General features: G+C 58.4%; 19 protein-coding genes. 6 read left to right on the top strand and 13 right to left on the bottom strand.

Annotated features, from left to right (window positions below; translation table 11 throughout):
• Position 1: 1 nt before the first annotated feature.
• The 7 genes from HPQ64_RS15660 to HPQ64_RS15630 form a co-directional block, all read right to left on the bottom strand.
• A complete protein-coding gene (locus HPQ64_RS15660) occupies positions 2 to 1,531 on the bottom strand; it encodes an aldehyde dehydrogenase (NADP(+)) (RefSeq protein WP_172889430.1) in 1,530 nt (509 codons plus the stop codon).
• A gap of 14 nt (positions 1,532 to 1,545) precedes the next feature.
• Entirely contained in the window at positions 1,546 to 2,484 is a 939-nt protein-coding gene (locus HPQ64_RS15655; RefSeq protein ID WP_172889429.1) for a Gfo/Idh/MocA family oxidoreductase, read from the bottom strand.
• A gap of 308 nt (positions 2,485 to 2,792) precedes the next feature.
• Entirely contained in the window at positions 2,793 to 3,062 is a 270-nt protein-coding gene (locus HPQ64_RS15650) for a hypothetical protein (protein WP_172889428.1), read from the bottom strand.
• Between the two features lie 275 nt (positions 3,063 to 3,337).
• Entirely contained in the window at positions 3,338 to 5,356 is a 2,019-nt protein-coding gene (locus HPQ64_RS15645) for a cytochrome c3 family protein (RefSeq protein WP_172889427.1), read from the bottom strand.
• A gap of 270 nt (positions 5,357 to 5,626) precedes the next feature.
• Complete coding sequence (locus HPQ64_RS15640) at positions 5,627 to 5,902, bottom strand: response regulator (RefSeq protein ID WP_172889426.1); 276 nt, start codon at positions 5,900 to 5,902, stop codon at positions 5,627 to 5,629.
• Positions 5,903 to 5,994: 92 nt separating this feature from the next.
• On the bottom strand, positions 5,995 to 6,606 hold the full coding sequence (locus HPQ64_RS15635) for a response regulator transcription factor (RefSeq protein ID WP_172889425.1): 612 nt from the start codon (positions 6,604 to 6,606) through the stop codon (positions 5,995 to 5,997).
• Complete coding sequence (locus HPQ64_RS15630; protein ID WP_172889424.1) at positions 6,603 to 8,492, bottom strand: sensor histidine kinase; 1,890 nt, start codon at positions 8,490 to 8,492, stop codon at positions 6,603 to 6,605. The genes HPQ64_RS15635 and HPQ64_RS15630 overlap by 4 nt, the downstream gene beginning before the upstream one ends.
• 563 nt (positions 8,493 to 9,055) lie before the next feature.
• On the opposite strand from HPQ64_RS15630, the gene HPQ64_RS15625 reads away from it, so the two are divergent.
• From HPQ64_RS15625 to hemA, 3 genes are all read left to right on the top strand, one after another.
• Positions 9,056 to 9,928: an HAD family hydrolase gene (locus HPQ64_RS15625; protein WP_246270721.1), complete on the top strand. Its 873-nt coding sequence runs from the start codon at positions 9,056 to 9,058 to the stop codon at positions 9,926 to 9,928.
• An 82-nt stretch (positions 9,929 to 10,010) separates the two neighbouring features.
• Positions 10,011 to 11,576: an arylsulfatase gene (locus HPQ64_RS15620; protein ID WP_172889423.1), complete on the top strand. Its 1,566-nt coding sequence runs from the start codon at positions 10,011 to 10,013 to the stop codon at positions 11,574 to 11,576.
• A gap of 368 nt (positions 11,577 to 11,944) precedes the next feature.
• Positions 11,945 to 13,156, top strand: a complete 1,212-nt coding sequence (gene hemA / locus HPQ64_RS15615) for a 5-aminolevulinate synthase (protein ID WP_172889633.1) — start codon at positions 11,945 to 11,947, stop codon at positions 13,154 to 13,156.
• A gap of 93 nt (positions 13,157 to 13,249) precedes the next feature.
• Here the strand turns inward: hemA and HPQ64_RS15610 are convergent, their stop codons facing one another.
• From HPQ64_RS15610 to HPQ64_RS15595, 4 genes are read right to left on the bottom strand one after another with little or no spacing between them, the layout of a single operon-like run.
• Positions 13,250 to 14,404 carry a fumarylacetoacetate hydrolase family protein gene (locus tag HPQ64_RS15610; RefSeq protein WP_172889422.1) on the bottom strand — a complete coding sequence of 385 codons (1,155 nt, stop codon included), beginning with the start codon at positions 14,402 to 14,404 and terminating at the stop codon, positions 13,250 to 13,252.
• Positions 14,405 to 14,421: 17 nt separating this feature from the next.
• Positions 14,422 to 15,339, bottom strand: coding sequence for a dihydrodipicolinate synthase family protein (locus tag HPQ64_RS15605; RefSeq protein WP_172889421.1), 918 nt, complete (start codon positions 15,337 to 15,339; stop codon positions 14,422 to 14,424).
• 48 nt (positions 15,340 to 15,387) lie between these two features.
• The gene (locus tag HPQ64_RS15600) at positions 15,388 to 15,990 is read right to left on the bottom strand and encodes a LysE family translocator (protein WP_172889420.1); all 603 of its coding nucleotides are present in this window, start codon (positions 15,988 to 15,990) and stop codon (positions 15,388 to 15,390) included.
• 34 nt (positions 15,991 to 16,024) lie between these two features.
• The gene (locus HPQ64_RS15595; protein ID WP_172889419.1) at positions 16,025 to 17,059 is read right to left on the bottom strand and encodes an L-idonate 5-dehydrogenase; all 1,035 of its coding nucleotides are present in this window, start codon (positions 17,057 to 17,059) and stop codon (positions 16,025 to 16,027) included.
• A 161-nt stretch (positions 17,060 to 17,220) separates the two neighbouring features.
• Between HPQ64_RS15595 and HPQ64_RS15590 the strand changes: the two genes are divergently transcribed.
• From HPQ64_RS15590 to HPQ64_RS15580, 3 genes are read left to right on the top strand one after another with little or no spacing between them, the layout of a single operon-like run.
• Entirely contained in the window at positions 17,221 to 17,985 is a 765-nt protein-coding gene (locus HPQ64_RS15590) for an SDR family oxidoreductase (RefSeq protein ID WP_172889418.1), read from the top strand.
• Between the two features lie 31 nt (positions 17,986 to 18,016).
• On the top strand, positions 18,017 to 18,955 hold the full coding sequence (locus HPQ64_RS15585; protein ID WP_172889417.1) for an NAD(P)-dependent oxidoreductase: 939 nt from the start codon (positions 18,017 to 18,019) through the stop codon (positions 18,953 to 18,955).
• 45 nt (positions 18,956 to 19,000) lie between these two features.
• The gene (locus HPQ64_RS15580; RefSeq protein WP_172889416.1) at positions 19,001 to 19,891 is read left to right on the top strand and encodes a phytanoyl-CoA dioxygenase family protein; all 891 of its coding nucleotides are present in this window, start codon (positions 19,001 to 19,003) and stop codon (positions 19,889 to 19,891) included.
• 2 nt (positions 19,892 to 19,893) lie between these two features.
• Here the strand turns inward: HPQ64_RS15580 and HPQ64_RS15575 are convergent, their stop codons facing one another.
• Both HPQ64_RS15575 and HPQ64_RS15570 read right to left on the bottom strand, forming a co-directional pair.
• Entirely contained in the window at positions 19,894 to 20,217 is a 324-nt protein-coding gene (locus HPQ64_RS15575; RefSeq protein WP_172889415.1) for an AzlD domain-containing protein, read from the bottom strand.
• On the bottom strand, positions 20,214 to 20,927 hold the full coding sequence (locus tag HPQ64_RS15570) for an AzlC family ABC transporter permease (RefSeq protein ID WP_172889414.1): 714 nt from the start codon (positions 20,925 to 20,927) through the stop codon (positions 20,214 to 20,216). Before HPQ64_RS15570 ends, HPQ64_RS15575 begins: the two co-directional genes overlap by 4 nt.
• Between the last annotated feature and the right edge of the window lie 14 nt (positions 20,928 to 20,941).

Below are 20,941 nucleotides of genomic sequence, written 5' to 3'. Positions count from 1 at the left end.
ATCAGGTGTTGAGGTCCTCCGGGAGTATGCTTTCCGGCATGTTCTGATAGCAAACGGGCCTCAGGAAACGGCGGATCGCCATGGTGCCGACCGAAGTCGCGCCGAAATTTGTGGATGCCGGATAAGGCCCGCCGTGGACCATCGCGTCCGCCACTTCGACACCGGTCGGAAATCCGTTGGCGAGAAGTCGCCCCGCCTTGCGCTCCAGAATGGGGAGAAGCTGGCGCGCCTCGCCGGCGTCCGCATCGTCCATATGCAACGTCGCGGTGAGCTGGCCTTCCAGGCTCTTGGCAACCTCAAGCATTTCCGAAAAATCCGTGGCCCGAACCACGAGACCGAGCGGGCCGAAAACCTCTTCCCCAAGCTCGCGGTTCGAAAGCCAATCCTTGCCCGAGGTGGAGAAGAGATAGGGCGTCGCATTGCGAAGGTCGCAAGTCGACGTCAGCACCTCGCGAACGCCGCTTGAGCCCGCGACACGGTCGCGGCCTTCCCGGTAGGCTGCGGCGATACCATCCGTCAGCATGACCTGCGCGCCGACTTCGCCAAGCGCGCCGGCGGCAGCTTCCACATAAACATCGGCATCCGGCCCGTCGATGACGACAGAAATGCCCGGGTTGGTACAGAACTGGCCGGCGCCCATGGTGAGCGAGCCCGCCCAGCCTTTCGCGATATCGGCGCCACGCGCAGAGAGGGCTGCAGGAAGCAGGAACATCGGGTTGACCGAGCCGAGCTCGCCGAAGAAGGGGATCGGCTCGGGTCGGGCCGCGCAAAGGTCGAACAACGCCCGCCCGCCGGCGAGAGAACCCGTAAAGCCGACCGCCTTGATGAGCGGATGCTGGACCAGGGACTGGCCCACATCACGCTTGCCGCCCTGGATGAAGGAGAAGACGCCGCGATGCACGCCGCATTTCCTGATCGCTGCGTCGATCGCTTCGGCAACGATCTCTCCCGTACCAGGGTGGGCGGAGTGGCCCTTTACGACCACAGGGCAGCCGGCTGCAAGCGCGGATGCCGTGTCGCCGCCCGCCGTGGAAAAGGCGAGCGGGAAGTTCGACGCGCCGAAGACGGCGACCGGACCGACGGGACGCTGGATCAGCTTCAGGTCCGGGCGGGGCAGGGGCTTGCGGTCCGGCAACGCTACGTCGTGGCGGCGGTCCAGATAGTCGCCTTCCTCGATGTGCGAGGCGAAGAGGCGAAGCTGGCCGACGGTGCGGCCGCGCTCGCCCTCTAGGCGGGCCTGCGGCAGTCCGGTCTCCGAGGTTCCGATTTCGGTGATCGCTTCGCCGCGCGCCTCGACCTCGTCGGCGATTGCGTTGAGGAATGCCGCGCGTTCCGCCCGGGTGCTGTAACCGTACGTCCAGAAAGCCTCCTCCGCGGCCCTTGCCGCGGCATCGACATGCTCCGGCGTGCCGACCGAATAATCGAAAGACGGTCCGTGCGCCGGGCTTGAAGCAAACGTCGTTGTGCCGCCGACCCATTCGCCGGCGATCAGGTGGCGCCCGTGCGGTTTGAAGACAGGTTTATCGAGCATGGTCATTCTCTTGGTCAGTCGTTGAAAGGAGCCGCGACACGCCGTTTGCCGAGCATGAAGGCGTCCGCCACGTGGCGAAGCGGGGAGTTGTCGACCTCGCTCCGGCTCTCCCGCAGCAATTCGGCAAAGCGGCTATAGATGCCGTCATACTCCGATTGGAGCGCCTCGGCATCCGTCATGTTACGTCCGTCGACTTCAAGATGCGCTCCCCCACCGGTCAGGCGCAAGACCCCATGGTCGGTTTCAACCTCGATATTCCAGGTTTGCGGGCCGGTCTGGCGCCAGTCGAAATCCGCTTCGACAATTAGATTTCCCGCGCCACGCATTGAAAGCCTTGCTGCAATCGGCGTGTCGCGGTTTTCCGGAAACTCAAGCTCCGCCGCGGTCATATGGACGGGGGAGGGCAGGATTTCGGTCAGGATCGAAAGCGCGTTTATGCCCGGATCGAAGACGCCGAGGCCGCCCGGCTGCCAGATCCATTGCTGGCCCGGATGCCAATGACGGACGTCCTCGCGCCAGGTGATCTTGACCTTGCCGATGTCACGCGCCGCAAGCCATTCCTTCGCCTTCGCCACCCCTTTGGCAAAGCGCGAATGCCAGGTGGCGAAGAGGACGCAGCCATTCGCTTCGGCTAGATCACACAGTGCCTCGACCTCCGAAAGGGAGGCGCCGGGTGGCTTTTCGAGCAATACATGGCGCCCTGCGCAAAGCGCTTCATACGCGAGGTCGAAGCGGACTTGCGGGGGAACACAAAGGGCGACGGCCGGCACATCCGGCTCATTCGCCAGCATTTCGCCAAGGGTCTTATAGGAGGGAATGCCTTCCATGGACGCATGGCGGCTGACAACCGCGCCGAGGTGGAAAGCGGGCGAGGTGGCGATCGACGGCAGGTGCTGGTCGACCGCGATCTTGCCCAGCCCGACGATGGCGACGGGTGTTTCAAGGACTGTCACGGGCTACGTCCTCTGCGCGCCCGTCTCCGGGCAAATTCAAATTCACCCGGAGATAGGCACCATGGAGATGCGTGTGAAAGAGTTCTGCACGACCTTGGGCGACATGTCCATGTTGCCGCCTTCCGCGAAGCAAGGATAGCCCTTCGGCCCGCAGTACTTCACAAGAGTGATGCAGGACTAGCCGTCGAACGCGGGGGGTATACGGCCCGAGATGCCGGGCAATACGGAATCTGCGCTGGCAAGCGGATGCCGAAACGTCATGATGTCATCCGCCGGATCCTCCCTCCCCGAAGATCACTGGCTAGTCGCTATTCGACGTTGCCCATCTGCTTGGCTTGATTGATCAGCTCCTGGCATTGTTCTTCATTGCCGTCGCGTCGCTGCTCATTGGCTTGATCGAGAAGCTGGCGCATAGTGTCAGCGGTGGTTTCGTCGATGCCACTGTCGCCGGCCTGGCCTAGCGCGCGCTCCACCTTGTCGATGTCCTCCGCGCAATCGGCGAGGGCAAATACCGGCGCTGCGATGATAAAAGCCGAGCAGCCAAGGAATATTGCCAATTTTTTCGTGTATCCGGGCATTTTCTTTCCTCCGTTGTGTGAATTCGGCCCCAAGGATTCTCACCGACGAAAATCAAAATTCGGTCGTCGCTTGCATTCACAGGGCTGATAACTGTCAGAAGTTGCCGCAATAAAAAATGGCTTGCGACTCTGAGTTGATAAAATCTGCATGTTTTTTCTATTGAGGAAATATCGCATTTTCTGCTTTGAAAAGAAAGTATGTATTACTCCCATCGGAAATTATGAAATTAGGAAAACTGAATACTTCTTTAGAGTAAGGGAAAATATGCCGTAACTTACTGAGCGTTTTGGCTCTGGCGTGCTGCTTCTTGTGAACGCTGCATATAGCGTAGCGCCTCCTCCTGACGACCCATCGATCCGAGTATCTCCGCCAGGGTCGACATCAGGAGCGCGCTGTCAGGTTTTTTCTTCAATCCCTCCTCGGCGATCGAAATCGCGTCTTGCGGATTTCCGGTCGCCCAGGCTATCCGGGCGCGCATTCGCCACGCCTCATGAAGCTGGGGGTCGAGTTCGACGGCAGTGCGGAACGCCTGATCCGCAGCCGGGACGTTTCGGAGGGCGAGGGCAAGGCCGCCGATCGCCATTTGCGTTTCCGGAAAGTCCGCCTTGGCTGCCAGCGAAGACTGATAGTCCCTGAAGGCTGCCGACAGGGCCTGCCGTTTGTCATCGGGTATCGGCCGGGCCAATACGGCGATCATGTTCCTCGCAGCATCAATCCGCACGCTCTTCACCGGATCGGAGAGAAGCGGAAGGAGACGCGTCAGCAAGTTGTCCGGCTCGGCAGCAGCCTGAAGCTCGATAGCCGCCGACCTCACCAGTGGATCTTCATCGTTTAGGAGAGATGCCACGCGAGATGCGATCCGGGGTGAGGCCGTCTGCAACAGCCGGTCAAGCACGCTTGCGCGTGAGATGCCCGGATTTTCTACCTCGTCCGCGTAATTCGCGAGACGTTCGACTGCTGCATCGTCGAGCGTCATGTTGGGGTTCAGGAAATGAGCGAGGGATTGCGTGCCGGAGCGACCGTCCGGAAACCACTGCTTCACCGTTTCCACTGCCCATTCGCTCGTCCTGCCCTCATGACATCCGGTGCAGGCGTTCGGAACGCCGAACGCCACCGAAAGGTCGGGCCGTGGTACTCGGAAGGAGTGATCACGGCGCGGATCGACCCGCATATAGGTCGTTGCCGGCATATGGCACGCGACGCAGCGTGCGCCTTCTTCGCCCACTTCGTGGTTATGGTGGGCAGGATCGTCATACAGCGCGGGCTTCAGGCTCGAAAAATCAGCGTTGCCGTTCGGGCTATGGCACTGCGTGCAGAGCGCATTATCATTTGCCTTAAGCTTCAGGGAATGCGGATCATGGCAACTCGAGCAGGTTACGCCAGCCGCGTACATCCGGCTTTGAAGAAAGGAACCGGCGACATAGACCTCGTCTCGTATCTGGCCGTCGGGGTGGTAAAGGCCCGGCCTGAGGAGGGAAAGGCGATAGTGGTTTGAAAAACGGGCTGCGGCCGGCGGACTGTCCGGGCCTATCGGTTCACGCCGCGAATGGCAGCGGAAGCAGAGGTTGATTTCCCGGTACTGGCTCGATCCTTCGAGCCTTTCTGGAAATCCATAGCTGTCTACACCTTTAAAGCCTGAAATAGCCGCCACGGTATCGGCATCGGCTTCCTTGGCGCGGGCCCACGCGACATGCGCTTCTCCCGCGCCGTGACAAGCTTCGCAGGCGACGTTCAACTCGCCCCAGGTACTTGAATAGATGCGCGTTTGGGGATCGTAATTCTTGCGGTAGCCGGTCTGGTGACATTCCGCGCAACGTGCGTTCCAGTTTTTGTAAGGGCCGGTCCAATGCAGGCCGTCATCCGGATCCAGCTTCTGCTCGGGATAAAGGTAGAACCAGCGACGATTATCCGTATCCCAGGCAACATCGAGCGCCTGAAGGCGACCGGGCTCGATCTCTACCAGATATTGCTGCAGCGGAGTTACGCCCACGGCATAGGCTATTTCATAGGACGCGGTGCCGCCATCGGCGCCTGTCTGCTCGACGCGATAGCCGCTGCCGCCGCGATGAAAACGATAGATCGTCCCGCCTTGCGCGAATTCTGCATCGTCGAAATCACCGAGGACATAAGGTTCGCTCGCGGGCTTGAGTGCCCAGTCGTGATGCGAGCCCGACCATGCCTCGAATGCGGAAGAGTGGCATGACCGGCAGGTCTCGCTCGTGACGAAGGAAAGTGGGGAAGGGTTTTGCGGCCAAGCGGGACCGGATGCGAAAATTGAAGAACTGATGATCAAAACCGAAAGAAGTAACGCAGGAACGGTGCAGTTTGTTTTGAAGAAGAAGTGTCTCAATATGCCGACTGCCGATAAATTATTATTCAACAGACGATCCCAACCCGTCTGAAAACGCTTCGAATTTTGATCGATTTTCGACATTGAGTAACAAGCTTCCCGCCAATGACGCAGAACCTTACGATATTTAATCAGATCCTCGTCGCGGATGCGATCGCCCTTGCCACTTTGGTGCTTTCGAGCGGTTTGATCATGTAAGTCGCCGCTCCGGCTTCAAAGCATTTTTCGCGCAAGCCCGGCTGGCTGATCGAGCCCTGTAACGGCAATCGCCGGTATCCCCCGCCGCCTTGACGCCAGTTCCCGAAATAAATCCGGCCCGTTAAATCCGGGCATATGAAGGTCAAGCAGCATGCAATCCGGCGCCCGACGGTCGAGGCTGGCAACGAATTCATGGCCCGATCGAAAGTCCACCGGATCGAACGACAGAGACAGAACCATTCGTTGCAGGGTGCCGCGCACGGGATCATCATCATCCACGATTGCGATCACGACTTTTTTCGGCTTTCATCGGAAATTTATACGACGAAAAAGACCGGGCAGGATATTGCCCTCGGGTCCAATGGCTTTCAGTGAAACAAGGCTCAAGAGCCGTGTCGTGTGATTATTCGCACAAGATCGGCGACGGTCCGCACTCTCATCTTTGCCATCATGCGGCAACGATGGACCTTGACCGTTTTTTCCACGATGCCGAGGTCCGCGGCGATCTGTTTGTTCATCCGTCCCGCCACAACATGGGACAGGACCTCCCGTTCCCGCGCGGTCAGGCTTGCCAATAGATCATCGACCGATTTTTTCCGGGCGTACTCCCGTCGCGCGTCGATATCCCGCCGGCAGGCCGCCTCGACCGCAATCACGAATTGATCCGCCTCTACCGGTTTCGTCAAAAAGTCGACCGCACCGGATTTCATGGCGCTGATGCCGCCGGCAATGGTCCCGCGTCCGGTCAGAAATATCGCAGGCCTTCCAGGGCGCATCTCTAGAAGTCGTTCGTGAAGAGCAAAGCCATCCAGCCCCGGCAGTTCGAGATCGAGCACTGCGCAACCGGGCGCATCCGGGTCGTGGGCGTTCAGAAATTCTTCCGCGCTTGAATAGCGCTTACACCGATATCCGTAGCCGGCGAGCAGCCTGGAGAGCGCGGTAAGAATGCTTTCGTCGTCATCTATCAGATAGACCGTCGCGGGTTTGTCACTCATTGCCAACCTGCTCTCGCCCCATTCGTCGATGGCAAGGTGAGTATGATGCGAGTACCTTCGGCGGCCTGGTCGTCAAACTTCAGGATCCCGCCGTGGGCCTCGGCGATCGAACGGCAAATTGCGAGGCCGAGCCCCATCCCGTTCGCTTTTCCGCTGACAAAGGGCCGAAACGCCGCCTCTCGCAATTCAGCGGACAATCCGGAACCCCGATCCGAAATCGACAGCATGCGTGATCTGTTCGCCGTGATATTGGTTTCGATCTCTATACGGCGATCGGCCGGGGCAAGATCAGCCATGGCATCCGCGGCGTTCAGTGTCAGGTTGAGAACGACCTGCTGCAGCTGCGCCATATTACCCTTGACTGGCAAGTTTTCAGCATTGCGAATGAAGCGGACCTTTGTCTGCCGTGCGACCAGTTCGCCCTGCAATAGTGCAAGGGTGCTCGATACGGCGTCATTCAAGTCCATTGGCTCAAGAGTCACTTCGCCCTTCAGCATCATTTGCCTGAGATGCTTGATGACGCCTGCGGCACGGCGGTCTGAAGACGCGATATCTTCGAGAATACTCCTGATCTCCTTAAGGTCCGGCTTCTTCCTGTCGACAAGGCGAATGCCCGCTTCGGCATTGGCGAGGATCGAAGTGAGCGGCTGGTTCAGCTCATGCGCAAAGGAACCCGACAATTCTCCGAGTTGCGAGGTCCTCGAAAGGTGAGCAAGTTCCAGCCGCTCCAACGCAAGCTCTTTCTCAATCCGCCGCTTTCTGCGATCAAGGACGATCAAAGCCGCTATTGTTCCGGATTGAAGTACCAGAACCGCCAGGATCGCCATGACCTGAAACCTATATCGATCCCAGATCGAAGGCTCACGGTGTAGGACAAGAGCGTTTTCAGGAAGCAGTGTCTCATCCATTCCCCAACGCGCGAATTGACGCCAGTCGACCACCGGTAACCCGGAAGATGTGACGAACCGTTCCTTCGGAGAGCTTCCGGATAAAATCCGATTTGCCATGTTCGCAATATCGGTGCCAATCCCCTCGAAAGTTTCGATGAAGCCCCCGACGGCGCCGGTTCCGATGTATGAGCTGTAGACGGCGTACACAGGGGCGGCGGAGATTGCGGCGAGTTCAGCTGTAACATCGCGCGGGATGTAAGTTCGCCCATCTGCAGCCTTGAAGACAGTCAGGATCAAAAGAATCGTGTCTTCCGGCAAGTTCTTTACCGCTTGCTTGAAACCGTCGAGTGTCATGCTCGAGAGATATTCAACCGAAACGCCACGGTAGTTCTCCGAAAGGTCCTGACGGGCGGTTTCCTTCCAGATGCGGTCGAAGTCGGAAGACCCGGTCAGCAAAACGATTTTCTTCGCATCAGGCTGAAGCCGAAGAGCGAGATCGACCGTTTTCGACACGTCTAAATTGCTGGCGACCCCATAGACGCCATCCGGCAACGAAGAAATTTCGACCGATGACCAAGAGAAACCCCCGGCAATCACTGGCACGTCCGGCGCGATTGCCTGCCTGTTCTCCAGCAGAAACGATAGCCCCGCCGGGCCGATGGCGATTGCTATGTCGATGGGGGCGTCGCCATATTTCGCAGCCATCAACCGGGCAATGCGCTTGCGGTGGGCTGAGCCGGGAAATCGAATAAAATCAAGGTGCTCGATATAAAACTCGACGGCTGTCGGCTTCGTTTCCGCAAGTTCGCGCTTCAACCGTTCAATAACTTTCTGAACCGCGAAAAGATTGCTGTCGTGCTCGCTGACGATCAGAATGCGAGCCGCGCCTTGTCTGGCATCCACTTGAGTGAAAGGAGCAATCGAGATGCAAAAAATCATCGATGCGGCAAGGGATATCCTTGCAATCACGCTCCGACCAGCAATGAAAAAACGCATGAGCTAGCGAGGTTGTTTGAACCATTCGTGGATATATTTGGAGTGTATAACGTACACGCGTTCAAGAAAATCATATATCGCGAACCGTAGGGCATGGATCCCTCGAGTTGCCAGGCTCGGTGCCGTTTCCAATCCTCTGGCGCTTGCAACAGTTTGGCGCATGTGTTTCCCCAAGGTCTAACTTCCCATACGTAAATTTTGCAAGAAAAATGAAGAGTGCCTCAACCGTGGATGCCGCAGTGTTCGTAAAAGTATTGCGCTTAAACGCTGACAAACGACGGTTGATATAGCGCTTTCTACGGAGGCAAAGCCGCTTTCGCGATTAATGAAAGCTCCGTTTTGCGGAACATTTTCCGGGGTGGCTGGAAAGGTTGGGATAAATGCCGGCTGGATCAGGATTTTGCCATTGCCCGCGAGATTTGCTCGCAATGCCCGGTCCCGACCGCCGTCCAGGCCGGCTGGCTCGCATCTTTGTAATGGTCGCCGGATTCAGCCTGTTCGCTTCAGTCGTTCAAGCTGACCCATTGCCCTCATGGTCGGATACCGAAAGCAAGGCGCGGATCATGGAATTTGTGGATCGCGTGACGGAGAAGGGCGCGGATACTTATGTAGCGCCCGACGACCGTATCGCCGTCTTCGACAATGACGGGACCTTGTGGAGCGAGCAACCTCTCTATTTCCAGCTTATATTCGCTATCGATCGCCTGCAGCAGCGCGCGCAAGCCGATCCCTCCATCCTCACCTCCGATGTTCTGAAGAAAGCGGCATCCGGCGATGTTTCCGGCGCACTGGCAGGAGGCAAGCAGGCGCTGCTGGAAATCGTCGAGGTTTCGCATTCGGGGCTGACGGTGGATGAATTCCAGAACGAGGCGAGAGAATGGCTGGAGACAGCGAGACACCCTCAAACGGGAATGGCTTATGACGAGATGGTCTACCAGCCGATGCTGGAATTGCTCTCTTATCTCAGGGACAGAGGGTTCCAGACGTATATCGTGTCCGGGGGCGGTATTCATTTCATGCGCGTCTTCGCCGAGGACGTCTACGGTATTCCGCCCGAGAAGGTCATCGGGAGTGCCGGAAACACCAGCTACAGCGTGGAGAATGGCGTTCCCACGATCCAGAAGGATCCCGGCATCGCCTTTATCGATGATGGTCCCGGCAAGCCAATCCGCATCGAGACGAAAATCGGCAAAAGACCGATCTTCGTCGGCGGCAATTCGGATGGCGACTTTCAAATGCTCGAATGGGCAACTGCGGGCGACGGGCCGCGCTTCGGGCTGATTGTCCACCACACGGATGGTCAGCGCGAATTTGCCTACGACCGTGAAAGCCATGTCGGAAAGCTCGCGCGCGGCCTTGACGAAGCGGACGGCCGTGGCTGGCTGGTTGTCGATATGGCGCGCGACTGGAAAGCCGTTTTTCCAAATTCGGAATGAATGAGCGGAAGAATTCGCCCGTATCGGGGTTGATTGTTTTTTCGAAAGTCGGGGGATTTTGACGAATTACCAGGAGGAGCAGATGAAACGGATATTGCTGGCCGCTGCATTCGCGGTCTCGCTTGCCATCCCGGCGTCGGCCCAGGATGCTCAGAAACCGAACATACTTGTCATATGGGGCGATGATATCGGCACGTGGAACATCAGCCACAACAACCGTGGCATGATGGGATACGACACGCCAAATATCGACCGTATCGCCAGCGAGGGCTTGGCCTTCACCGACTACTACGCCCAGCAAAGCTGCACCGCCGGGCGCGCCGCATTCATCGGCGGCAGCGTGCCTGTGAGAAGCGGGATGACGAAGGTGGGCCTGCCGGGCGCCGAACAAGGCTGGCAGGAGAGCGACGTCACAATGGCGACCATCTTGAAATCGCTCGGTTACGCCACCGGCCAGTTCGGCAAGAACCACCAGGGCGACCGCGACGAACACCTGCCGACCAATCACGGGTTCGATGAGTTCTTCGGCAATCTCTACCATCTGAATGCCGAGGAAGAGCCGGAAAACCGCGATTATCCCAAAGGCATGGTGCTTGCAAACGGCAAGACGTTCGAAGAGCAGTTCGGACCGCGCGGCGTGCTCCATACGTGGGCGAATGAGGACGGGACCCAGCGCATCGAAGACACAGGCGCGCTTACCAAAAAGCGGATGGAAACCGTCGACGAAGAGACCCTGGCGGAAGCCAAGCGCTTCATTCGGGAAGCGCATGAAGCGGGAACGCCCTTCTTCGTGTGGTGGAACGGCACGCGCATGCATTTCCGCACGCACGTCAAGGAGGAGCATACCGGCATCTCCGGACCGAGCGGCGATGAATATCACGACGGCATGGTCGAGCATGACATGCATGTCGGGGAATTGCTGGACCTGCTCGATGAACTCGGCATCACCGACAATACGGTGGTTATGTATTCCACCGATAACGGGCCGCATTACAATACTTGGCCGGATGCGGGCACGACACCGTTCCGCAGTGAAAAGAACTCGAACTGGGAAGGTGCATACCGTGTTCCGGCATTCGTGCGCTGGCCGGGCCAGTTCCCTGCGGGCAAGACGCTGAACGGTATTGTGGCGCATGAAGACTGGTTGCCGACATTCGCTGCAATAGCGGGCGATCCGGAAATCAAGGGCAAGCTACGCGATGGTGTCGAGTTGCGCGGACGTACCTACCGGAACTACATAGACGGCTACAATATGGTCGACTATCTCTCCGGCAACACGGAAGAATCACCGCGCCATGAATTCTGGTACGTGAATGATGATGGGCAGGTGGTTGCCGCCCGGTATGACGACTGGAAGGTCGTGTTCCTGGAAAATCGAGGACAGGCCTTTGGCGTGTGGCGGGAACCATTCATCGAGCTGCGCGTCCCGCTCATATTCAACTTGCGGCGTGATCCGTTCGAGCGCGCCCAGCACAACGCGAACATATATGACGACTGGCTGCTTGATCGCGCCTTTGTCATCGTGCCGATCCAGGCGCTCGCGGCACAGTTCCTGCAGACCATACGGGACTATCCGCCCAGCCAGTCGCCGGGGTCGTTCAATTTGAGCGCGATCGAGGCAAAGCTGAAAGAGGGCATGGGGCGCTAGGCAAACGCGATATGGCTGAGAGGTGCATTGGGGCCGGTAATGCCGGCCCCTTCGCGCGATAAAACGGTTGAGCATGCATTCGATTTTTTTATATATTCAATTTTATATATGTTTTGGCAAGGTGAAATCCGCACGCAAACTCCAGCTTGTATCGCGATAAGATCGAGGCTTTGTGGATCGTCGAAGCTCGATGAACACTTTGTGAGGGTGCGGCGAATTCGCCGTAAGGGTCTCTACGGCCTTGGAATCTTGGCTATGATCGGGCAAAGAGGGGCGTATTGAACATTCGCGTAGAGCCTGGCGCATTCGCAAGAGGCCGGTTCCGCAGGGAAAACAAGGGCAAGGAAAGGGGAAGAAGCGTGAAGGATATGGACGCTTTCTTCAAGCAGGCCATCGACGGACTGCGCGAGGCGGGAAACTATCGTGTTTTCTGTGATCTCGAACGGCATTCCGGCGCCTTCCCGAAAGCCACGCGCTATCGCGAGGACGGTTCGACTCATGATGTAACCGTTTGGTGCTCAAACGACTACCTTGGCATGGGGCAGCACCCGGCCGTGACCGAAGCCATGAAGACGGCGATCGAGCGCTGTGGCGCGGGCGCGGGCGGCACCCGGAATATTTCAGGCACCAATCATTATCACGTCGAACTGGAGCGCGAACTTGCCGATCTACACGGCAAGGAGTCGGCATTGATCTTCACCTCCGGCTATGTTTCGAACTGGGCGGCACTCGGCACGCTCGCCTCGAAGATCCCCGGAGTGATCGTCTATTCCGACGAGTTGAACCACGCATCGATGATCGAGGGCATTCGCCATTCGCGCTGCGAAAAGCGGGTGTTCAAGCACAATTCGCCGGAAGACCTTGAAAGGTTGATCGCCGCTGACGATCCGGACCGTCTGAAGCTGATCGCCTTTGAAAGCGTCTATTCTATGGACGGGGACATTGCCCCGATCGCCGAATTCTGCGATATCGCCGACAAGTATGGCGCGATGACCTATCTGGACGAGGTGCATGCAGTCGGCCTTTACGGTCCGCGCGGCGGCGGGATTGCCGAACGCGAAGGCCTGATGGACCGCCTGACCGTGATCGAAGGTACGCTTGGCAAGGCTTTCGGCGTCATGGGCGGTTATATCGCGGCATCCGCGACGCTTTGCGACTTCGTTCGTTCCTTCGCATCCGGGTTTATTTTCACGACCGCACTGCCGCCGGCGCTTGCCGCGGGCGCGATCGCTTCGATCAAACATCTGAAGCAAAGCGAGTTCGAGCGCCACCAGCAGCGGCGTAACGTGGAAAAGTTGCGCGCCATGCTGGATGCGCGTGGCATTCCTCACCTTGAGAACCCGAGCCACATCGTGCCGGTGATGGTGAAAAATGCCGCCAAGTGCAAATGGCTGTCGGACCTGCTTCTGGACAGCTACGGTATTTACGTGCAGCCGATCAACTATCCGACGGTTCCCGTCGGCACGGAACGCCTTCGCATTACTCCGTCGCCACTTCACACGCCTGGTGATCTTGAGCATCTCGTCGGCGCGCTCAACGACCTGTGGTCGCAATGCGCACTGTCGCGAGCAGTCGCCTGAACCTGGGCAGCCGGTAAGCAAAAAATAGAGCGCCCGGACAGAAATGGCCGGGCGCTTTTTATCGAACGAATGATCGTTGATCGGAATCCGTGACTATAGAAGGCCGCGACCGGCGAGGTTGCGCATAAGCGCGGCGGTTCCGAACTGCCACACCGGACACTCGGTCGAAAGACGAACGGTATTTCGTAACTCACCCAGATTTGCTTCCGAGATCGAAACGACGTCGCCCACTTTATGCGTGAAGCCTTGGCCCGGCTCGTCGCGATCCTGGATCGGCGCGAAGAGCGTACCCAGGAACAGCATGAATCCGTCGGGATACTGGTGATGGCGGCCGATGGTCTGGCGGACGATATCCTCCGGATCGCGGCTGATTTGCGTCATCGAGGAATGACCATCGAGGACAAAGCCGTCTTCACCTTCAACCTTCAGGTTCAACTCGGCGCGTCTCACGTCATCGAGCGTGTAGGCGTCATCGAATATGCGAATGAACGGGCCGATCGCGCATGAGGCGTTGTTGTCTTTCGCCTTGCCGAGCAGCAGAGCGGATCGTCCTTCGATATCGCGCAGGTTCACGTCGTTGCCGAGGGTTGCTCCACGTATTCGGCCCTTGCTGTCGATTGCGAGCACAATTTCGGGTTCGGGATTGTTCCACCGCGATATCGGGTGCAGGCCGACCGACGCGCCCCAGCCGACGGAAGCCATCGGCTGCGCCTTGGTGAAGACTTCGACATCCGGCCCGATTCCCACTTCCAGATACTGTGACCACAGGCCTTCGCGCTGGAGTACGGCCTTGACCTGCATCGCCTTGTCGGAGCCCGGTACAATGCCGTGCAGACTGTCGCCGATGACGGCTTGCACCTTCTTGCGGATGTCTTGCGCAAGATCGGGGTCGCCCGCCGCCCGCTCCTCGATCACGCGCTCTACCATCGATTGGGCGAAGGTGACGCCGCTGGCCTTGATCGACTGAAGGTCGGCAGGCGAAAGAAAATGAATTTTTTCCTTGTCCGGCCCTTCTGTGGAATTGCCGAATATCTCGGCCAGCGAGCCCAAGTCTTCACCTTTCGCGGCGCGCAAGTAAGCGGCAAGGTCGTCCCGCTCCAGAAGGTCGCGCATGGTGGGCGTTTCTTTCGACGTGATGTCGATTACCCGCTCACCGCGTACGGAGACAAGCGAAGGGCCGGCCGCATCGGGGCGCCACACCCGACCGACCAGCAGGGCTTCGCCCAGGTTATTGCTTGTGGGAAGCATATTCGTTTCTCCCAAGTCTATCGTCCCCAGGAAAGCACAAGCGGATCAAGCGGTTTCAGGAACTCGATCAGCATCGCGCGCGTTTCCGGATGCAGGGGTGGGATCGGGTGGCGGCAGAACGCGGAACGGATGACACCGCCTTCCACCATCGCCTCTTTCGCCGCGCGAAAACCGCACTGGCGGTTCTCATGGTTGATTGCGGGCAGGACGCGGGAATAGCCTTCAAGTGCTGCCTGCCGGTCGCCTGCAAGATGATCTCTTACGATGGGGCCGATCAGGTCCGGAATCATGGCCGATGTCATCGTGCCGCTCGCGCCCGCATCGAGATCGGCCATCAAGGTGATTGCCTCCTCGCCGTCGAACGGTCCTTCGATCGCGTTTCCCGCCTCGTCTATGAGCGCACGAAGCTTGGCTGCTGCACCGGGGCATTCGATCTTGAAAAGTTTCAGCATGTCGATTTCCCGCGCCATCCTCGCCAGGAGAGGTACGGGCAGGTCGACGCCCGAAAGCGGCGCATCCTGCAGCATGATCGGTATTCCGATGTCGCCGACACGGACGAACTGCTCGAATGTCTGCTCGGCGGTGCCCTTGAGAAGAGCTCCGTGATAGGGCGGCATCATCATGACGATGGAGGCGCCCAGTTCCTTCGCCTGACGACTGCGCGCCGTCACGATCTCGGTCGCGAAATGGCTGACGGTAACGATCACCGGAACGCGCCCCGCGACATGTTCCAGCGAAAGGCGGGTCAGCATATCGCGCTCGGCATCCGAAATAAGGAATTGCTCGGAAAAATTGGCGAGGATGCAGATACCGTCGACGCCCTGATCGATCATGCAATCCAGAACGCGGCGCATTCCCTTGACGTCAATCGTGCCATCTTCGTTGAAAGGCGTCGGGGCAACCGGCCAGATGCCGGAGTATCCATAGGCCGTCATTTCAACACTCCCGCTTGTTTGAGTTCGTCAGGCCAGCTTTCCCAACCCTCAAGACGTCCCGCCGAATCCTGAAAACAAGGCCAGTGCAACCACGCCCAGCATCGACAAAGCCATGATGACATTGATGCGGAACTGGTGGTGCGCGGCAATTTCCAGCCGCTTTAGCGCAATACCGGCATAAAGCCAGGCCAGATGAATGGGTATCCAGATCAGATTCAGGATGATGAGCTTCGATACCGTCTCGACCAGAAGGCTTTCCGGATAAAACGCAAAGCCGGTGAAGAGCGTTGTGTTTACCGCATATGCCTTCGGATTGATGAACTGGAGCAGGATGCCCGCCATGACGCCGGGCGCGGTTTTCGCCTCGATAAAGGCGATCCTGGATCCGGCGAAGGCGATCCTCGCAGCGAGGTAAAGAAGGTAGGCTACGGAAGCGACAAGCAATATCGTGCGAATGACGGGATTTGCGAGCACGATCGCCGCCAGACCGGAGATGACGGCAAAGGCGACCATGTTCGTGCCGGTGAAAAGGCCAGTGATATATTTCAGCCCATCTCTCACGCCGAATGCGGACCCCACGCCCGCGGTGGAAAGAACGCCGGGGCCGGGCGTGATGATCAAGAGAAACACGGCGGCTGCGAATGTCAGCATGAAGTTCGGGTTCCAGTTCTGTCAGGTTCTGCCGTCACGCGCCGAAATCCAGTTGCACCTTCATTGCGCGGGATCTGTCTGACGCTATGTCGAAAGCTTCCTTGAACGAGGCGAGGGGAAGGGTATGGGTCAAAAGCGGTTTCACGTCGATCAGACCTTTCGACATGAGATCGACAGCGACGGCAAATTCTTCGTGGAAGCGGAATGAACCGCGCAGCTCAAGCTCTTTTGCGGTAATCTGCGTCATCGGAAGGCTCATGTCGCCGGACAGGCCAAGTTGCACGATCACCCCGCGTGGACGCAGGGCGCCGATGCCTGCGGCAAGGGCCGCTTGGGCACCGGAACATTCCATAAGGATGTCGAAATACCCTTTATCGGCGGAATACGAGGATAGGGCTTCTGCCTCCTCAACTGTATTGATGGCCTGGTCCGCGCCGGCACGAAGGGCAAAGCGTAGCGGATTTTCCTCAATATCAACCACCACGATTTCCGCCGCTCCGGCGCGGCGCGCCGCAAGCACCGCCAATACGCCAATCGGCCCGCACCCCGTGATCAGTACCCGCTTTCCGAGCACTTCTCCCGCACGGCGGGTGGCATGAAGGCAAACGGACAGTGGTTCCGCCATCGCCGCTTCCGGAGGGCTCAAGCCTTCGGCAGGTACGCATTGTTCGGCCGTGGCGATGAGTTCTTCGCGAAACGCTCCCTGAATATGCGGAAACGGCATCGCAGAGCCGTAAAAGCGCATGTTCAGGCATTGGTTCGGCAAGCCCTGGAGACAAAAGCGGCATGACTTGCACGGCCTGGAAGGCGAAACGGCCACGAGGTCGCCTTCGCGTAAATTACGCACATCGCTGCCAATTTCGATGATGTGGCCTGCAACCTCATGACCAAGGATCATCGGTTCGCGCAACCGCACGGTGCCAAATCCCCCATACTGGTAGTAATGCAGATCCGATCCGCAGATTCCGCCACGGGCGATCTTCACGCGCACTTCATCAGGGCCCGTGCGCGTGGATTGCACTTCCGAGAGCCGTAAATCTCCGGCGGCGTGAACATGGATCGCCTTCATGGCGGGTCTCCCTGGAGCGCGATTTTCCAATATGCGGTAGAGCATAAGTCGGCTTGCGGCACCGCCGAAATGGTATACCATTTGAGCCGACCATCAAGAAGATTGGAAAAGTTTCCAGAACCGGTTTTCGCGAGAACGGCAAGCGGAAGAAAACGGACGAGATGTCAAATTTATTCGATCTTTCAGGCCTGACGGCACTCGTGACGGGATCGTCTATGGGTATCGGCAACGCGCTTGCCCGTGGCCTTGCGGAAGCGGGAGCGAGCGTCGTCGTGAACGGACGCAATGCCAGCCGACTGAAGAAAGCCGCACAAAAGCTCGAGGAAGAGGGCTTCAAGGTGCATGAACTGCCTTTTGACGCCTGTGACGCTGAAGCGGTTGCGCAAGCCGTTGACCGGTTTGAACGCGAGGAAAGGCCCATTGACATCCTGGTCAACAATGCGGGCATGCAGCACCGCGCACCGCTGGAAGAATTCGAAACCGAAGCATTCGACCGACTCATGAAAACCAATGTTTCGTCGGTCTTTTATGTCGGTCAGGCCGTAGCGCGGCACATGATCCGGCGCGGGCAGGGCAAGATCATCAACATAGCCTCGGTACAATCCGCCTTGGCGCGCCCTGGAATTGGGCCCTATACCGCGAGCAAGGGTGCGGTGACGAACCTGACCAAGGGCATGGCGACCGACTGGGCAAAATACGGCCTTCAGGTGAACGCCATTGCGCCGGGTTATTTCGATACCCCCTTGAACGCGGCCCTCGTCAATGATCCGGAGTTTTGCGCCTGGCTTGAAAAGCGCACGCCTGCCGGTCGCTGGGGGAAGGTGGAAGAACTTGTCGGGGCTTGCGTATTTCTTGCCTCGAACGCTTCCAGTTTCGTCAACGGTCACACGCTGTTCGTGGATGGCGGCATAACAGCCAGCCTTTGAAGGCCGTACCTCTAAGGCCATGGGAGGAGACATGACACAGGCATCCGGCAAGCCCGTTATAGGCTTCATCGGTGTTGGGTATATGGGCCACGGGATGGCGGCGAATATACTGAAAGGCGGCTACGAACTTATCGTCAAAGGGCACAGAAACCGCAAGCCGGTCGACGATCTCGTATCCAGAGGTGCGCGCGAGGTGGCAAGCCCGAAGGAGATGGCCGAAGCGTGCGATATCGTTCACATCTGCCTTTCCAGCAGCGAACAGGTGGAAAACGTGATCCGCGGAGAAGAGGGGATCCTCGCCTCCGGCAAGTCGGGCCTGATCGTCATCGACGCCACAACGGCCGACCCGAATTCGACTGTAACACTCGCCGCTGAATTGAGCGGAAAGGGTATGACGCTGGTCGATGCGCCGCTTGGCCGCACGCCTGCCGAAGCCGAGGCGGGAACGCTGGATGCGATGGTGGGAGCGGAGCCGGAAGTCTTCGAAAAAATCCGGCCGGTGATTGAATGCTGGGCCGCCAATATTCAGCATATCGGGCCGGTGGGGAGCGCCCACAGAATGAAGCTCATCATGAACTTCATCGCCATGGGATATGCCGCACTTTATTCCGAAGCGGTCACACTTGCCGCGAAGGTTGGAATCTCTCCGCAAACGGTCCGTGACGTGATCGGTTCGAGCCGGATGTCGAACGGTTTCTTCGACACCTTCATGCACTATACCGTGGACCGCGACCGCGATGCGCACAAGTTCACAATCGCAAATGCCAGCAAGGATGTGCGCTACATTGCTAATATGGCGGCCGGTGCGGATGTCGTGAACATCATGGGGGCGTCTGTGAAGCACTATTTCACCCACGCCGAGGCGATCGGGAAGGGGGGCGATTACGTTCCCATGCTGTCCGATCATGTGGCCGCGCTGAACGGCGTGAACATCGCCGAAGCGGTCGAGAAAGGGCGAAAGAAAAAATAGGGTTGGACGTGTGCTTGTTGAACATGCGGTGGGGAGGTCGGCCAGATGCTGACACAGGAACAAAAGGCGCGTTACGACCGCGACGGCTACCTCATGATCGAAGATGCCATCACGGAAGATCAACTGCGGGAATTGCAGCGGATCACCTACGATCTGATTGAAAAGTCGCGCGATGTGACCGAAAGCAACGACATCTACGATCTGGATGAAGGCCATAGCGCGGCGTCACCGCGCCTCACGCGGATCAAGCTGCCGCACCGTGTTCACCCCTATTTCTGGGAATTGTTGCGCGACTCAAGGATCACAGAGGTTTTGATCGATCTGCTGGGTCCGGACACGATGCTGCAGACCAGCAAGCTGAACACGAAAGCGCCGGGTGGCGGCGCGGCCGTGGAGTGGCATCAGGACTGGGCGTTTTATCCCCATACGAATGATTCCATGCTCGCTTTCGGCCTGATGCTTGAAGACGTTGATGACGACAACGGGCCCTTGATGGTGATACCGGGGTCGCACAAGGGCGAAATCCTGAGCCATATGGCAAACGGCGTGTTTTGCGGCGCGATCGATCCCGACGACCCGCTATTCGAAAAGGAAAAGGCGGTGACGCTGACCGGCAAGGCAGGAAGCATGACGGTGCATCATGCCAAGACGCTGCATGGCTCGGCGCCCAATACCAGCGACCGGGCGCGGCTGATCCTGTTCTACGAGTGTCACGCTGCCGACGCCTGGCCATTGTTGGGGGCTGGATCCTACATCCATTCGCTCGGCCAAAGGCGTTTGTGGGACGACCTTCAGGAGCGGCTGATCACAGGACGCTTGTGCCTTGCGCCGCGGCTGGAAAAAGTTCCGGTCTCGATCCCTCTGCCACCAGCTCCGGACGCCAGCTCGATCTTCAAGTCGCAGAAAACGGGCGGCGCCAAAAGCGCATTCGTCTGACTTCAACCGAGCAGGTATTGCATCAGATAAAGCGTGCCCATGCCTGCGACGACCGCGCCAACGATGCTGTTCCTCAGACCCACAAGGAAAGCCGCCAGCGCCGCAATCAGGCGCGCCGCATCGGTTTCGCCGCCGGTTGCCGGCGGCCAAAGCACCAGCGGCGTGATCAGGGCGGGCAGGACGGCGACGGCGACATAGCGAAGATGGGAAAGCACCCAGCCGGGCAGGGCGCGCCCGCCCAAAAGCCCGAGAAAGGAAAAGCGGATCAGAAAGGTGCCGGCGCCAAGCAGGCACGTCACGATCCAGAAAATATCTTTCTCGATCATGCCCGCTTTGCCCGCCGTTCAAGAAAAAACTCCGTCTGGGCACCGGCCGCCATGGCAAGGCTGCCGGCCACGATCAGCCAGAGATTGTAGGGCATCCAGGAAAAGGCAATCGCGCCGAGGACCGAAACGAAAGCGGAAATCACATGCGGCAGGCTGCGCATCATCGGCGCGACGAGCGCGATGAAGCAGACGGGGATGGCGAAATCGAGCGAAAAATGCGTCGGAATCGCTTGTCCGATCATCGCGCCGGTGAAGGTGCAAAGATACCAAAGCGGGCAAACCGCCGTCACGCAGCCGAAATAATAGGAGATCTTCTCATCCAGCGGCATTCGCGGCTCTTCCTCGTAGGTTTTCACCGAAACCGCGAAGCTTTGATCGACCATCAGGTAGGCCATGAGGACGCGCAACCGCATTGGAGCCTTGCCCAAGTGCGGAACAAGGGCGGCAGAATACATCGCCATGCGCATGTTCACGGCAAGCGCCGCAAGAAGCACAATGAAGACCGGCGCATGCTCCTGCATCAACGCAAGTGCTGTGAATTGCGATGCTCCGGCAATGATGAGCACGGACATCGACATGACTTCGTAGACGGCAAGGCCGGCATCGCGCGCAACCACACCGAACAGGAGCGCGTAAGGGATGACGATTGCGACGAATGGGCTGCAATCGCGGAATCCGCGGCGAAACGCCTTCTTGGTGGAAACGGTCATTCTATGTCGTGGCC

This window comes from Hongsoonwoonella zoysiae, from assembly GCF_013266695.1.
Lineage (GTDB): Bacteria > Pseudomonadota > Alphaproteobacteria > Rhizobiales > Stappiaceae > Hongsoonwoonella > Hongsoonwoonella zoysiae.
Note: the sequence above shows the minus strand (reverse complement) of the source record. Positions and strands in the feature narration are given on the sequence as shown.